We start from the raw sequence: 13,605 nt of genomic DNA on the forward strand, positions 1-13,605 counted from the left end.
TGGTGGCGAAGGACTAGCGAAGTGCAAGGGCGTCATCGCGAGGTGGGGTCTGAAGGACGCGTGGAGCAAAGCCATGACCTGACGAACAGAAACCTGATACAAGGCTCATCCGATCGGCAGAGCGAGCATATGATCGCGAAGGCCATAACCATCAAGGGTCGAGTGAGTAAATCAGGCAGGTGTGTGGTGAAGGGGGTCGGGCTTACCCCGGGAGGTCTGCATAGCGTCCTGCATTCAGGACTGAGCTCATCGTGAGGTGCGCTGATCGCTATGCAGAAATCAGCAGAGGGCATAGTAGGGGAAACCTGAAGGCCCGAACAGTGATGAGTGGCGAGTATCGCCGGAGGTTCTGAACGGTCATGCAGCAGAAAACGCAATGCGACCCCGATGAGAGCAGAAGGGGTGAAGCCCCGACTCCTGCCCCATCAGGGGCTGAAACCGTCCAGACACAACCGGAGCGGGAAAGCCCGTCGTCCGGGGATAGTCTCATGGAGGTTATCCTCAACCAAGAAAATCTGAAGCAGGCGCTGAAAAGAGTAAAAGCCAACAAAGGCGCGCCGGGTGTGGACGGAATAAGCGTGAGCGAACTCCCCGACCATCTGAAACGCCAGTGGCCGGAACTGCGGAGTAACCTGCTGGCTGGCAGATACAAACCTCAGCCCGTCCGCAGGGTGGACATACCGAAACCCGGGGGAGGAACCCGACAACTGGGAATCCCGACGGTAATGGACAGGTTCATCCAGCAGGCAGTGATGCAGGTGCTGCAAAGCCAGTGGGATCCGACCTTCAGTGAAAGCAGCTATGGATTCCGCGTTGGCAGGTCAGCGCATAATGCGGTGAAGCGAGCAAAGAGATACGTGGAAGAAGGCCACCACTGGGTGGTGGACATCGACCTCGAAAAATTCTTTGACCGGGTAAACCACGATGTACTGATGAGCCGGGTGGCAAAGCGGATAACGGATAAGCGGGTGTTATAGCCAAGCGACATTATTTTGATAACAATTAGCTGTATTTTTTTGCCACATATCAGGTCATTGGCTGTAATCATTTTTAAGTCGTTTTGCTATACCGCAGGAAGGAATACCAGCTGAGGGAAAGAGGCGGGGCATGATGAGTAAAAGAAAAATTGCATCGTGCGTGGTTTACTCTGTTGGGGTGATCATCGGCATTGTGATGAATAACGGACAGGTGCGAACTAACAAAGCAGGTCTGGAGCTTATCGGTAATGCCGAATCATGCCGCTGTGAACCCTATGTATGCCCAGCCGGTATTTTGAGTGATGGCATTGGCAATACGCATGGCGTTGTTGATGGCACCCGTAAGACGAACGAGCAAATTGCTGCCGACTGGCAAAAAAACATCTTGGAGGCTGAAAGTTGCGTTGATAAATACGCTGCTGGTAAGAAATTGCCAGATATAGCCAACCGACTTAAAAATGATTACAGCCAATGACCTGATATGTGGCAAAAAAATACAGCTAATTGTTATCAAAATAATGTCGCTTGGCTATATGTCTATCAGGGCTACAGTGATCGCCGTTCTCGTTGCTCTGCTGGGTCTGCTGTTATTCGGTGTCTACTACCACGACGCATACACTGATAAAGCGAAAGACCTCGAAGCAGCAGAGCGGCAACAAAAGCAGGCCGAAACCATCGCTGGAAATGTGATCCAGTCGATGCGCATCTTCAACGCCATCACGCAGGCCAATCACGATGAAAAACAGCAGATATAGCTAAACGACTTAATTTTGATTGCATTATTTAAATGAGCTATTCAATTGATTTTAGAGGTAAAGTGATATCTACACGGGAAGAAGAAGGGTTGAGTATCCGAGAAACAGCGAAGCAATTTCGGATTGGCCCTGCCTCTGTATCGCGTTGGATTAATCAAATAGCGTCAAAAGCATCGACCACGCGTCAGCGAAAGAGCGATAAATCCGAGTTGATAAAAGATGTTGAACCATATCCAGATGCTTACCAAAAAGAACGTGCAGAGCGTTTTGGCGTTTGTCAGAAGGCCATTTGGCAAGCTCTTAAAAAGCTGGGATTGACCTATAAAAAAAACTCTATGTCATCCGAAAGCCGACGAAAGCGCCCGGCAAGCATTTCAACAAAAAATACAACAGTATGAAAAAGAAGGAAAACCTATTGTTTTTATTGATGAAAGTGATTTTCCACACGATACTCCACGGACTCACGGCTATTCCCCAAAAGGTCAACGGTGTTTTGGCCTGAAGAACGGGGGAGCCAAGGGAAGAACAAATGTTATCGGCGCTTTATTAGAGCCTGTACACAAGATTGTGTAATTGCCTGATTTTGATATAGCCAACCGACTTAAAAATGATTACAGCCAATGACCTGATATGCTGCAAAAAAAAGCATAGCTGGCTGTTATCAAAATAATGTCGGTTGGCTATAACACGCGCAATGGCTACTCTACAAAGACTGTTACCATCGGCGATGGTCCGCTGGAACTGCGTACACCACGTGATCGTGATGGTTCCTTTGAACCGCAACTGGTGAAGAAGAACCAGACCCGGATCACTAGGATGGATAACCAGATTTTATCGTTGTATGCCAAAGGGATGACCACCCGCGGAATTGCCGCTGCGTTCAAAGAACTGTATGACGCGGATGTCTCACCCGCCCTGGTATCGAAGGTCACCGATGCCGTTATGGAGCAGGTTGTTGAATGGCAAAATCACCCCTTGGATGCGGTTTATCCCATTGTTTACCTTGACTGTATCGTTGGCTTTGTTGAATAAATAGAACTTTTGGGTAATCATCGGAGCAGATCAACACAGTTGTTTCAAAATCAGGTCTCCATGGCAAAACAAAATCTTAAAATCACCAACTGGCCCTCTTATAACAAGGCCCTCAAGCAGCGCGGTTCTCTAACTGTATGGCTAGATGAATCAGCCATTGCTGCATGGACGGAAAAAAACACTACTGAACGGCGTGGACGACCGCTCCACTACTCAGATATGGCCATCACCACAGTCCTGATGATGAAACGCGTGTTTGGCCTTTCATTGAGGGCTTTACAGGGCTTTGGTGACTCGATTTTTAAACTGATTAAATTGTCGCTCCATTGTCCAGACTATTCACTGCTCAGCAAGCGAGCAAAGACAGTGAACATCAGCATAAAAACGCCAACCCGTGGTGAAATCTCATATCTGGTCATTGATGGAACCGCCCTGAAGGTCTTTGGCGAAGGCGAATGGAAAGTCCGGCAGCATGGTGCCGACAGACGCAGGGTATGGCGTAAGCTGCACCTGGCAGTAGACAGTGTGACGCATGAGATTATCTGTGCGGATTTGTCGCTCAGTGGTACGACTGATGCCCAAGCTCTACCGGCGCTGATAAACCAGACCCACCGGAAAATCAGAGAGGCATCGGCTGACGGCGCTTACGATACAGTTTACTGCTATGATGCTCTGGTGAGGAAGAAAAGAGGAAGAAAATAAGGCCGCTTATCCCGCCACGAAGGGGGGCGCAATATTGGCAAGATCGCTACCACGAGCGTAACCACGCTGTTGCAAATCAGCGCATTAGCGGTAGTAACGCTATCTGGAAAAAGAAAGTGGGCTATCACCGGCGCTCAGTGGCTGAAACGGCCATGTTCCGGTTCAAAAGGCTTCTGGGTGGTCATCTAAGTCTGAGAGACTACGATGGTCAGGTGGGTGAAGCCATGGCCATGGTCAAAGCGCTTAACCTGATCACGCTATTAGGAATGCCGAACAGTATTCGCATCACGTAACAATCGAGCAGTATGGGGCGCAGTCGTTACAAGTTCTGATTTATTCAACAAAGCCCATATTCCGTTGCCGCTGCGATCCCTGACCTTAGGCACTTTAATTTCAACATCCCCAATACCCGTCTGTATGGTTCGCTGTGGCAAATAGCCGTTACGAACGGCAGCATGACGCCCGTCGTCAAGGCGGCGTTCAGCATGTTGTTGCAGAATGGCTTCGAGCTCAACGTCAACGGCGGCAGCTATCAGTTGCCTGGCACCATTACGAATATGTTTCTGCACCAGTTCCAGCAGCGCTACCCGCCTATGCGTCAGGATTTCGTCATCCGGTATTGCGGTAATATCGACCAACGGGAATGCCTGTGTATAGACTGATTCTGCCAGTTCAGGGTCAGCAAAGCAATCGAGCCATTGGGTGCTGTAGGGGTAGGGCGACGTGGTGCCGTGGTAGAACAGGAGCGGGATGACCACGGGCAAGGTCTCGTTGCCTTGCTCCAAGTGCCGCTGCATGGCTTCCATGCTATAACGCATTAAACGCCACGCCATCAACTTCTCGGGCCTACTCTGGTGCTCGATCAATGTGTAGATATAGCCTTTCCCCGTTTTTGTCTGCACGGAATAGAGCATATCCGAACACTGGGTGTGCAGGTCGTCTTCGATAAAGCTACCTGACTCCATCGCAAGGATGCTGAAATCGCAGCGCTCCCGCAGATGAGGTGGCAGATGGATTTCCAGAAAGTCTCGGGCGACCGTGATATCGCCGAGGAACTTTTTGAACAGGGAGTCATGTTGGGAGAGTGAGGATGTTGTCATTGGCGCAGTATACCTTGCTCAGGTTACGGTATGCCATCGGGATTTCCAGCTCGGGGTGAATGTGATTTTTCACGTCTAAGGAAGGGAGTCCGCAAGTCGAAATGGACGGTAACGTATTGATAAAAATGTAGTGTATTGTTGTGTTTTGTTGCCTGTTTTTTGAGCATGGGATGGCGATAAGTCTATGATAATTAGTAGATTAGCGCTTTAGGTCTTCGCTGTCAGGAGTACAGCGGCATTAAAATATCGTCATTATGATTCAATGAGTTATAATGCATCGATCGAAATTATTCAATCTGCTTCCATTCAGCCCCGGACATCGCGGTACCTATCTGTCATGGTAGAGCTTTTGTGACCTAACAATTTTTGTGCATGTTCTTCCCCTTTCTCATCGGTGTAGAGTCTTGCCGCCAGGCTTCTGATTTCATGAAATGAGGGAGGTTTGCGTTCCCATGTTAATCCTGATATACGGCGCGCCTTCAAAAAAGCGGCAGATATCGTTTTTGCAGCAAATTGCTTGTATTTGGCGTTTGCGACGATATGTGCTCTCCCGTTGTTTAATTCTCTAAACTGGTTCAGTATATCGGAAAGGCATAAATTGAGGCAGTCGATGCGGGTTGCCTCGGAGAACGCCAGCATCGTGCCTGTTTTCGCCTGCTTGATGTAAAGACGTCCGTCTTTGATATCCTCCCAGCGCAGTGCCTGTATATCCCCTAAACGTTGACCGGTGACTAAAGCAAGGTCAAGGCAGGGGCCGACCCATGCAGGTAATGTATCCGCGGCCTTACGTATGAGCCTCCACGCATCTAGGGTTATGCGTTCCCGTTGAATGTCTATACGCTGGTTGCGCGTAGCTTCGGCTGGATTGCTTTTGAGTACCCCCTCAGCAATCGCTTCACGAAACAGGTCACGTAACAACGCTCTTATGCAGTTCGCCATTGTCACTTTCCCTGCGTTTACCCACTGATTAAGGAACGAGGCAATGTCTTTGGTTTCTACTTTCTGAAAAGCAAATTCCCCTAAATGGGCGTTAACGGCTTTCAGGTATTTATAGCCAAGCGACATTATTTTGATAACAATTAGCTGTATTTTTTGCCACATATCAGGGCATTAGCTGTAATCATTTTTAAGTCGGTTGGCTATATTTATACTCGCTCATCGTTTTCGGCTTGAGTTTCCGTTCTTCGAGTATCGTCAGATAGCGTTCAGTCCATTCGCTAACTGTGGTCGCCTGTGTGCCGTTGATGCGGTCAACGAGTGATGATGGTTTTGATGAGCCATAAATCGCCATATTAGCGGCGATGGCTTGTGTAATGGCCTCCTGTCGATGGCGGCCCAGGTCATATTCTTTTCCGGTGCGCGGGTCACGGTAGCAAAAATAGCCACCGTTGCGCGGTTGCAGGTTTGGCGGCAAATCGCGGTTCTTATGGCTTCTCCGGCGTGCCATGTTTTATCCTCGATAACAGGGCGGGATGAAGGTAACCTGATGAGAGAAGGTTTTTATTCTGGGTGAGCTTGCAGGCATTTTCCTCAACCAGATACTCGCGCCCATCTCGTATCGGTGCGGGAAAAATCATTCCGCTCCTGACCAATCGCCTGACGGTTTCCATACAACGCGGGCGGGGTTGCCGCCGATTCCACTCGGATAAGGTGATGTATGCCATAATTTGTATTAGTCGCGACTAGATCTGACACTGGACCTTGAAAGGTTGAGAGTTACCGGTTTTGATATGGGTGTCTAATCCTTAAACAAAACGCGAGGTAACTCTCATGCTTCATACTAACAATCCCATTATCAAACACAAAGCCGGCCTGCTCAATCTCGCAGAAGAACTCGGTAACGTATCAAAAGCCTGCAAGAGCATGGGCGTGTCACGCGATACATTTTACCGTTATCAGGAACTGGCTGCTGAAGGCGCCATTGATGCGCTGGTTAACCAGAACCGCAGGGTTCCGAACCTGAAGAACCGCGCCGACGAAGCCACTGAACGCGCGGTTGTTGATTATGCTATTGAGTTCCCGCCCCATGGGCAGCACCGGACCAGTAATGAGCTGCGTAAAAAAGGCGTGTTTATCTCCGGCAGCGGCGTGCGCTCCATCTGGCAACGACACGACCTGGAGAACTTCCGTAAACGCCTGAAGGCGCTTGAGGAAAAGGTCGCCAGAGAAGGCATTGTCCTTACCGACGCTCAAATCGCAGCCCTGGAGAAGAAGGCGCACGATGATGAGGCCTGCGGTGAAATCGAGACGGCACATCCTGGGTATCTGGGCTCGCAGGACACCTTCTACGTGGGCAATCTGAAGGGGGTGGGCCGTATCTACCAGCAGACGTTCGTGGATACGTACTCGAAAGTGGCACACTGCAAGCTGTATACGAATAAAACACCGCTCACCGCCGCCGACCTGCTCAATGATCGCATACTCCCGTTCTACGAGGCTCAGGGACTGCCGGTGCTGAGAATACTGACCGACAGGGGTACGGAGTACTGTGGTAAAGTGGAGCAGCATGATTATCAGCTTTATCTGGCTATCAACGATATCGAGCATACGAAAACGAAGGCGATGTCTCCGCAGACGAACGGCATCTGCGAGCGCTTCCATAAAACCATTTTGCAGGATTTTTATCAGGTTACGTTCGGCAAGAAGTTATATGGAGACCTGGAAAGCCTGCAGGTAGATCTGGACAACTGGTTGTGGCATTACAATACTGAGCGAACTCATCAGGGAAAAATGTGCTGCGGGCGTACGCCGATGGTCACTTTACTCGATGGAAAACGGATCTGGGCAGAAAAGGATCTGAACCAGATGTAATCTGACAGACACCTGTATAAATAATCGGTAACTGTCAGATCAGGTCTGAGCTAGTACACCTTATCCGATATGCAGGCTACCCACCATATCTTGCGGGCACACCCATTCATCAAACTGTGGCTCGGTTAAATAACCGAGTTTCAGTGCGGCGGCTTTAAGCGTTAATCCCTCTTTATGCGCCTTCTTGGCAATCTCTGCGGCTTTATCGTAACCGATGTGAGTGTTTAATGCGGTAACCAACATCAGAGAGTCATTAAGCAACTGTTCAATACGATCGCGGTTAGGCTCAATGCCTATGGCGCAATGCTCATCAAAGCTCTTCATGCCATCCGCAAGCAAACGAACCGATTGCAGGAAATTATGGATAACCATGGGGCGATAAACATTAAGCTCGAAATTCCCCGATGCTCCTCCCATATTCACCGCCACATCGTTGCCCATCACCTGGCAACATAGCATGGTCAGTGCTTCACACTGGGTCGGATTCACTTTCCCCGGCATGATGGAACTGCCCGGCTCGTTTTCCGGGATGCTCAACTCGCCAATGCCACAGCGCGGACCGGATGCCAGCCAGCGCACATCGTTGGCAATTTTCATCAGCGACGCAGCCAGCCCTTTCAATGCACCGTGACCATGCACCAGTGCATCACAGGTTGCCAAGGTTTCAAATTTATTGGGTGCGGTAACAAACGGTTGTCCGGTCAATTCGGCCAGCGCACTGGCAACGCGAACTGCATATTCAGGGTGGGTATTGAGGCCCGTCCCCACCGCCGTTCCACCGAGTGCCAGCTCGCTCAAATGAGGGATGCTGTTCTCAATGTGCTTACGATTATGTTGCAACATGGCGACCCAACCGGAAATCTCCTGCCCCAAGGTCAGCGGCGTTGCATCCTGCAAATGGGTGCGCCCGATTTTAACGATATCGCTGAACGCTTCGGCCTTGGCCTGTAACGTAATCAACAACGCGTCAAGCTCCGGCAACAGATGAGTGTTGAGGGCAATGACAGCGGCCACATGCATTGCCGTCGGGAAGACATCGTTCGAACTCTGGCTTTTGTTAACATCATCATTGGGATGCACCAAACGCGCATTACCGCGTTCCTCTCCCAGTAGTTCACTGGCGCGGTTGGCCAGCACTTCATTCATGTTCATGTTGCTTTGCGTGCCAGAGCCGGTCTGCCAGATCGCCAAAGGAAATTCGCCGGAATGTTTCTTAGCCAGCACCTCATCGGCGGCTTCAATGATCGCTGAACTCTTGTCGTCCGGCAGCAGGCCAAGCGTGTTATTGACCTGTGCGGCCGCACGTTTGGTCAACGCCAAGGCAAAAATCAGCGCTTGCGGCATTTTTTCCTCAGAGATACGAAAATGCTCCAAAGAACGCTGCGTTTGTGCCCCCCACAGCTTATTGGCAGGAACATCAATCGGGCCCATGGAATCTTTTTCGATACGTGTCGTCATTGGTTTTTTCTCCTATAGCCAAGCGACTTAATTTTGATTACACCATATGGACTGAGAACAAAATCTCTGTATCGCAACCACTCTCTCTTTTTTTGCTTTTTGCTTGTGCCCATTTATGCTCAATGGGGTTAAGATCTGGCGAATATGTAGGCAAATACTCCATCATATACCCTGCATCGATGATGACTTGTTGAATATTATGTTTTTTGTGAAAAGTTGCATTGTCCATCAAGATTACACTGTTTTTAGGCTTTGTTGAATAATAGGTAATCATGCTGTTTTTTCATGCCAGTTTTGGTTGAAAATGCTTCTCATCTCAGGTGTACACTTTTCTCATGAGGCCTAACTGCATGATTTTACGTTGTGAGGATCCGTCGTTTCGCTGGGCTGCCAGCATAAAATCTATTTATTCAACAAAGCCCTGTTTTTAGGGAGTACTGGGATAAGGACTTGTGTAACCCAGGAATAGAAAACATCGCTGTTAATATTGATATCAAATAATCCGATAGCAAACAGCGTTGTGCCTAATAAAGCGCCGATAACATTTGTTCTTCCCTTGGCTCCCCCGTTCTTCAGGCCAAAACACCGTTGACCTTTTGGGGAATAGCCATGAGTCCGTGGGGTATCGTGGAGCCTGTTTAAGATTTTGTGTAAATGCCTTTCCTCAGAAGTGACCGTCAAGGCGGTCACCGAACTCGATAATAAAGCGACTCATTGCCATACGCCAGTCCTGTAAGGGCATCGTCCATTTCTGTGATGCCACCTGGATTGCCAGCCATACGACTTTCTTCACCGAGTTATCAGTCGGGAACACCTTGCGTTTCTTGATTGCATGCCGGAGCACGTTGTTCAGTGATTCTATAGCATTCGTCGTGTAGATTACCTTGCGAAGTTCCTGCGGGTACGAGAAGAATGTCGACAGGTTGGCCCAGTTTGACTGCCAGCTCCGGCTTATCTGCGGATAGCGGTGATCCCATGTCCCACCGAACGTCTCCAGCGCCTGAAGCGCGGCCTCTTCGGTTGGAGCCTGATACACTGCTTTGAGGTCGCGTGTTACCGCCTTATAGTCCTTCCAGGCAACGAAGCGCAGACTGTTGCGCACCATGTGCACAATGCACAACTAGATGCGGGCTTCCGGGTAGATCGTGTTAATGGCATCCGGGAACTCTTTCAGGCCGTCCACACAGGCAATGAGGATGTCGGTCAGGCCACGGTTTTTCAGTTCTGTCAGCACGTTCAGCCAGAACTTTGCGCCTTCATTTTCGGCCAGCCACATCCCCAGTAGCTCTTTCTGGCCTTCGATATTGATACCTAGCGCCAAGAGTTATTAGCAAATCATGTGTATGGCGATCAGGCTACGTTCCGCTCTGATGCTTCGTGAATCTGTTCTCCATCCTTAAATTGGACGTTGCTTACAACCAGGGTCAGCAGGTCAAATCCTCTTAGTTGGTTCCAGCTTTTCTGAGCTGACTGGAGCAGCTTAAATACCATTGACAGGGTTGTTTCTCTCGAACCACCGTTCTTCGCGCCTCTGCTTCGTAGCCTCACAGTCGCAAAAGCCGATTAAATCGGATTTGTCGTTCTTATTGACGCCCAGTGCTCTGACGGGAAGTCGTAGAATGCCAGCAGTTCTTCTCGAGCTTTCTCCAGCTTCTTCATCGCTGCAGGATACTTCGCTGAAAACCTTGCCAACAAAACATCAAAGGCTTCATTAGCGGCATCGCGGCTCTCTGCTAGCCAAACCTCCCGCAGCTCAGCCTTAATTTTCGGTTGCATGGCTTTGGGGAGTGAATCCAACACATTAGCGGTTTTGTGCACCCAACAGCGTTGGTGCTGCGTGTTCGGGAATATCTTTGCCATTGCATTCCAAAAACCAAGGGCACCGTCTCCGGTAGCCAGCTTGGGAGATACGGTTAGGCCACGTGCTCGCAGGCCATTAAGAAGTTCGGCCCAGTTTGCTTCTGACTCTCGATAACCATCTTCGACCGCAACCAGCTCCTTACGTCCATGCTCAGTGACGCCGATAATGACCAGCAGGCAAAGGCGATCATCTTGCCTGACATGGCTGTATATGCCATCGGCCCAGAAATAAACGTAGCGCGTATCGCTTAAATCACGCAGGCACCATTGCCTGTGCTCTTCAAGCCATTGCTGTTTCAGTCTGCTGATGGTACTGGCAGAGAGGCCATTCGCTTTTTCACCGAGAAGCGCCCTCAGGGCTTCGTGAAAATCACCGGTGGATATGCCTCGCAGGTACAGCCATGGTAGCAACTCTTCGACGCTTTTTGCAGGTTTCAGATAAGGCGTCAACAACGCGCTGTTGAAGCATATTCCGTTGCCGCTGCGCTCCCTGACCTTAGGCACTTTAATTTCAACATCCCTAATACCCGTCTGTATGGTTCGCTGTGGCAAATAGCCGTTACGAACGACAGCATGACGCCCGTCGTCAAGGCAGCGTTCAGCATGTTGTTGCAGCATGGCTTCGAGCTCAACGTCAACGACGGCAGCTATCAGTTGCCTGGCACCATTACGAATGAGTTCATGCAAGGGATCAGCGGCAATATCTGGTTCTGCGGAGACCTGTAGGGTAGACTTTTTCATGGGGTATCATCTCTCTGTTGTTGAAATCATCCACGAAATCAATCAGCAGGATACGCCCCCCTCCCCGAAACCCCGTACACCAGAAATGAGCATAACTCCAGCGCTAGGAACACAGACTTATTGATAACGCGGCTGTCCTGCCGGACTTTCAGAACGAATTCGGATAACGTTACGGGCTGGACTCACCCCTAAATATATCGACATTCCTGAACTGCTGGCGAATGTAAAATTTATCCCCAAACCGGCAAACCAGCTGTTAACTCAGCCGATTGAAGACGGTGAAACCTGCTATTTTCCCGTACCTGTCGCCGATTTTGCCTTTTCCCTGCATCATCTGAAGGATCAGCCACAAACGCTGAACCAACAGAGCGCAGCCGTTGTCTTTTGTATCGATGGAAAGGCCACATTGATGAAAAATAGTCAGCGGCTTACGCTTCACCCCGGCGAATCCTGCTTTTTGCGTGCGTCAGAGTCTCCCGTCAGCGTAGAGGGAAGTGGACGACTGGCACGCGTGTATAATGGTTAGACACTTTCTCCCCTTAAGGGATGCTTACTTAGAAAAGGAATCACACTATGAAGAAGTCTCTGGTTGCCGTCGGAGTTATTGTAGCGCTGGGCGCAGTGTGGACTGGTGCGTCATGGTATACGGGCAAGCAATTAGCACAAAATATCGATACGGTTACTGCTGAATTTAACAAGCAGTTACAGGAAACCTATCCGAATTCAGGTTTCAAGCTGGTGTATCGTGATTATCAGGGAGGGGTGTTCAGCAGCATGTTTTCACTGGTATTGCAGCCAGATGGTTCTGCATCAGAAACGCGTCCGTTAGCCCCCAAAAACGAAATAGTGCTCAACGAAACCGTTTCACATGGGCCACTTCCGCTCGCACTACTGAAAAAAATGAATTTACGTCCCAGCATGGCGCATATTCACAGCGAACTGGCTAACACCGAAGCGACCAAAGCACTGTTTGATGTACTTCAGAACCAACCGTTCTTCAGCGCAGAAACACGCGTGGCATTCAATGGAGATACCGCTTCAGTTATCTCTTTGCGCCCACTGGATATTGACAGTGAAGGCACCAAATTTGCCTTCAGCGGCACTGATATTGCGTTAGACCTTGCCCACGATCTACGTAGCAGCCGAATTTCAGGCACGGTTTCTCACTTTTTATCAGAAACCACCAACTACGAAGGCGGTAAAGAGACTATCGTTCTCGAAGGCCTTGGGTTGGAAGCGAACAATCACCGCGGCAAGTTTAATCTGGATCTCGGTGATGGTAGCGTTACCCTGAAATCAATGAAGGTGGCACCGCCAGCAAGTGACCCTGTCACGCTGAATAACTTCGTGATCAAAAGCACCATGAACGAAGACGACAAAAACATCGCTGGCGCGATAACGTTGTCATTAGACGCACTGCTGCTCAAAGATCGCGATCTAGGTAGAATGAAGTTTACTTTCAGCTTTAACCAACTCGATGGTGAAGCGACACAGCAGTTCGCCAAAACTTATAAGACGTTGAGTGCATCATTCCTGGAGTCGCCGTCTGCCATGGATCCGCTGCGTTTTCAGTATGAACTGGGGCAATCATTACGCAATGCGCTGCCCAGCCTGCTGAAAGGCAACCCGAACTTTACCATCGCCCCCTTGAGCTGGAAAAATGTCAAAGGTGAGAGCACGCTCAACGCCTCGCTCAATTTGAGTAATCCTGCACAATCTACAGCGTTAACACCGCCGACACAAAGCGATGAAGAAGGCGTGATCCGTCGTGCGGTTAAACAACTGGATGTGACGTTGAACGCGCCAATGGCGATGCTGGCGGAAGGTATCGTTCAGGCAGGAGGGCAGGCGCAATCGGATCAGGAACATCAGCAACTGATTGCCAGTGCGCAAGGGCAAGTGAAAATGCTGGCTGGCGTAGGCGAAATGAACCAAATCACCGTCACCAAAGATGACGCCATCACCAGTTCGCTGCACTATGCGGACAATCAGGTTGAGTTCAACGGGCGTAAAATCTCACTGGCGGAGTTTATTGCCCCCTTTATCGATATCCCTACTGATGAAGGTGACGAAGGCGATGATGCCGAGCCAGAAGCTCAAGACTCACCGGCCGCTGTCCCCCCGCAAGCGAAGTAATCTCTGTACCGCCTGTGCGCTATGGCGGGCGGT

The 13,605-nt window shown here is 49.9% G+C and carries 12 protein-coding genes and 7 pseudogenes; 10 read left to right on the forward strand and 9 right to left on the reverse strand.

From position 1 onward, the window contains the following. The first annotated feature begins 725 nt into the window (after positions 1-725). From ACD630_RS15560 to ACD630_RS15590, 7 genes and pseudogenes are all read left to right on the forward strand, one after another. Positions 726-977, forward strand: a complete 252-nt coding sequence (locus tag ACD630_RS15560) for a reverse transcriptase domain-containing protein (RefSeq protein WP_430360082.1) — start codon at positions 726-728, stop codon at positions 975-977. Positions 978-1,110: 133 nt separating this feature from the next. Beyond that, a pseudogene (locus tag ACD630_RS15565) lies at positions 1,111-1,416 on the forward strand (glycoside hydrolase family protein); the annotation flags it as partial. Between the two features lie 19 nt (positions 1,417-1,435). Continuing rightward, positions 1,436-1,732 (forward strand): hypothetical protein, encoded by a 297-nt coding sequence (locus ACD630_RS15570; RefSeq protein ID WP_430359591.1) that lies wholly within the window; start codon positions 1,436-1,438, stop codon positions 1,730-1,732. Positions 1,733-1,764: 32 nt separating this feature from the next. Then, a complete protein-coding gene (locus ACD630_RS15575; RefSeq protein ID WP_430359592.1) occupies positions 1,765-2,130 on the forward strand; it encodes an IS630 transposase-related protein in 366 nt (121 codons plus the stop codon). Positions 2,131-2,155: 25 nt separating this feature from the next. Beyond that, positions 2,156-2,305: a hypothetical protein gene (locus ACD630_RS15580; RefSeq protein WP_430360083.1), complete on the forward strand. Its 150-nt coding sequence runs from the start codon at positions 2,156-2,158 to the stop codon at positions 2,303-2,305. A 105-nt stretch (positions 2,306-2,410) separates the two neighbouring features. Then, positions 2,411-2,749 (forward strand): annotated as a pseudogene (locus tag ACD630_RS15585) (transposase); the annotation flags it as partial. 75 nt (positions 2,750-2,824) lie between these two features. After that, positions 2,825-3,759 (forward strand): annotated as a pseudogene (locus ACD630_RS15590) (IS5 family transposase). Between the two features lie 57 nt (positions 3,760-3,816). On the opposite strand, the pseudogene ACD630_RS15595 reads toward ACD630_RS15590, so the two are convergent. The 4 genes and pseudogenes from ACD630_RS15595 to ACD630_RS15610 all read right to left on the reverse strand — a co-directional run. After that, a pseudogene (locus ACD630_RS15595) lies at positions 3,817-4,566 on the reverse strand (Rpn family recombination-promoting nuclease/putative transposase); the annotation flags it as partial. 306 nt (positions 4,567-4,872) lie between these two features. Next, positions 4,873-5,667 (reverse strand): tyrosine-type recombinase/integrase, encoded by a 795-nt coding sequence (locus ACD630_RS15600; RefSeq protein WP_430359593.1) that lies wholly within the window; start codon positions 5,665-5,667, stop codon positions 4,873-4,875. 25 nt (positions 5,668-5,692) lie between these two features. Further along, positions 5,693-6,013 (reverse strand): phage integrase Arm DNA-binding domain-containing protein, encoded by a 321-nt coding sequence (locus tag ACD630_RS15605; protein WP_430359594.1) that lies wholly within the window; start codon positions 6,011-6,013, stop codon positions 5,693-5,695. After that, positions 5,991-6,230, reverse strand: coding sequence for an excisionase (locus tag ACD630_RS15610; protein WP_430359595.1), 240 nt, complete (start codon positions 6,228-6,230; stop codon positions 5,991-5,993). Before ACD630_RS15610 ends, ACD630_RS15605 begins: the two co-directional genes overlap by 23 nt. A gap of 106 nt (positions 6,231-6,336) precedes the next feature. On the opposite strand from ACD630_RS15610, the gene ACD630_RS15615 reads away from it, so the two are divergent. Beyond that, on the forward strand, positions 6,337-7,377 hold the full coding sequence (locus ACD630_RS15615) for an IS481 family transposase (protein ID WP_430359596.1): 1,041 nt from the start codon (positions 6,337-6,339) through the stop codon (positions 7,375-7,377). Between the two features lie 60 nt (positions 7,378-7,437). Here the strand turns inward: ACD630_RS15615 and fumC are convergent, their stop codons facing one another. The 5 genes and pseudogenes from fumC to ACD630_RS15640 form a co-directional block, all read right to left on the reverse strand. Beyond that, a complete protein-coding gene (fumC, locus tag ACD630_RS15620; protein ID WP_430359597.1) occupies positions 7,438-8,835 on the reverse strand; it encodes a class II fumarate hydratase in 1,398 nt (465 codons plus the stop codon). A gap of 37 nt (positions 8,836-8,872) precedes the next feature. Beyond that, positions 8,873-9,109 (reverse strand): transposase, encoded by a 237-nt coding sequence (locus ACD630_RS15625; protein WP_430359598.1) that lies wholly within the window; start codon positions 9,107-9,109, stop codon positions 8,873-8,875. A 128-nt stretch (positions 9,110-9,237) separates the two neighbouring features. Beyond that, a complete protein-coding gene (locus tag ACD630_RS15630; protein ID WP_430359599.1) occupies positions 9,238-9,516 on the reverse strand; it encodes a transposase in 279 nt (92 codons plus the stop codon). Beyond that, a pseudogene (locus ACD630_RS15635) lies at positions 9,500-10,156 on the reverse strand (IS256 family transposase); the annotation flags it as partial. The gene ACD630_RS15630 and the pseudogene ACD630_RS15635, both read right to left, overlap by 17 nt. A gap of 29 nt (positions 10,157-10,185) precedes the next feature. Continuing rightward, positions 10,186-11,436 (reverse strand): annotated as a pseudogene (locus tag ACD630_RS15640) (IS256 family transposase). A gap of 169 nt (positions 11,437-11,605) precedes the next feature. Between ACD630_RS15640 and ACD630_RS15645 the strand changes: the two are divergent. After that, positions 11,606-11,962: pseudogene (locus ACD630_RS15645) on the forward strand (mannose-6-phosphate isomerase); the annotation flags it as partial. A 47-nt stretch (positions 11,963-12,009) separates the two neighbouring features. Further along, a complete protein-coding gene (locus ACD630_RS15650) occupies positions 12,010-13,572 on the forward strand; it encodes a YdgA family protein (protein WP_430359600.1) in 1,563 nt (520 codons plus the stop codon). Positions 13,573-13,605 lie beyond the last annotated feature (33 nt).

This window comes from Symbiopectobacterium sp. RP, from assembly GCF_050472005.1.
Classification (GTDB): Bacteria; Pseudomonadota; Gammaproteobacteria; order Enterobacterales; family Enterobacteriaceae; genus Symbiopectobacterium.

Coding starts and splice junctions, on each gene's coding strand:
- ACD630_RS15560 (WP_430360082.1), top strand. CDS start 726: ATGGACAGGTTCATCCAGCAGGCAGTGATGCAGGTGCTGCAAAGCCAG.
- ACD630_RS15570 (WP_430359591.1), top strand. CDS start 1,436: ATGATTACAGCCAATGACCTGATATGTGGCAAAAAAATACAGCTAATT.
- ACD630_RS15575 (WP_430359592.1), top strand. CDS start 1,765: ATGAGCTATTCAATTGATTTTAGAGGTAAAGTGATATCTACACGGGAA.
- ACD630_RS15600 (WP_430359593.1), bottom strand. CDS start 5,667: ATGTGGCAAAAAATACAGCTAATTGTTATCAAAATAATGTCGCTTGGC.
- ACD630_RS15605 (WP_430359594.1), bottom strand. CDS start 6,013: ATGGCACGCCGGAGAAGCCATAAGAACCGCGATTTGCCGCCAAACCTG.
- ACD630_RS15610 (WP_430359595.1), bottom strand. CDS start 6,230: ATGGCATACATCACCTTATCCGAGTGGAATCGGCGGCAACCCCGCCCG.
- ACD630_RS15615 (WP_430359596.1), top strand. CDS start 6,337: ATGCTTCATACTAACAATCCCATTATCAAACACAAAGCCGGCCTGCTC.
- fumC (WP_430359597.1), bottom strand. CDS start 8,835: ATGACGACACGTATCGAAAAAGATTCCATGGGCCCGATTGATGTTCCT.
- ACD630_RS15625 (WP_430359598.1), bottom strand. CDS start 9,109: ATGATTACCTATTATTCAACAAAGCCTAAAAACAGTGTAATCTTGATG.
- ACD630_RS15650 (WP_430359600.1), top strand. CDS start 12,010: ATGAAGAAGTCTCTGGTTGCCGTCGGAGTTATTGTAGCGCTGGGCGCA.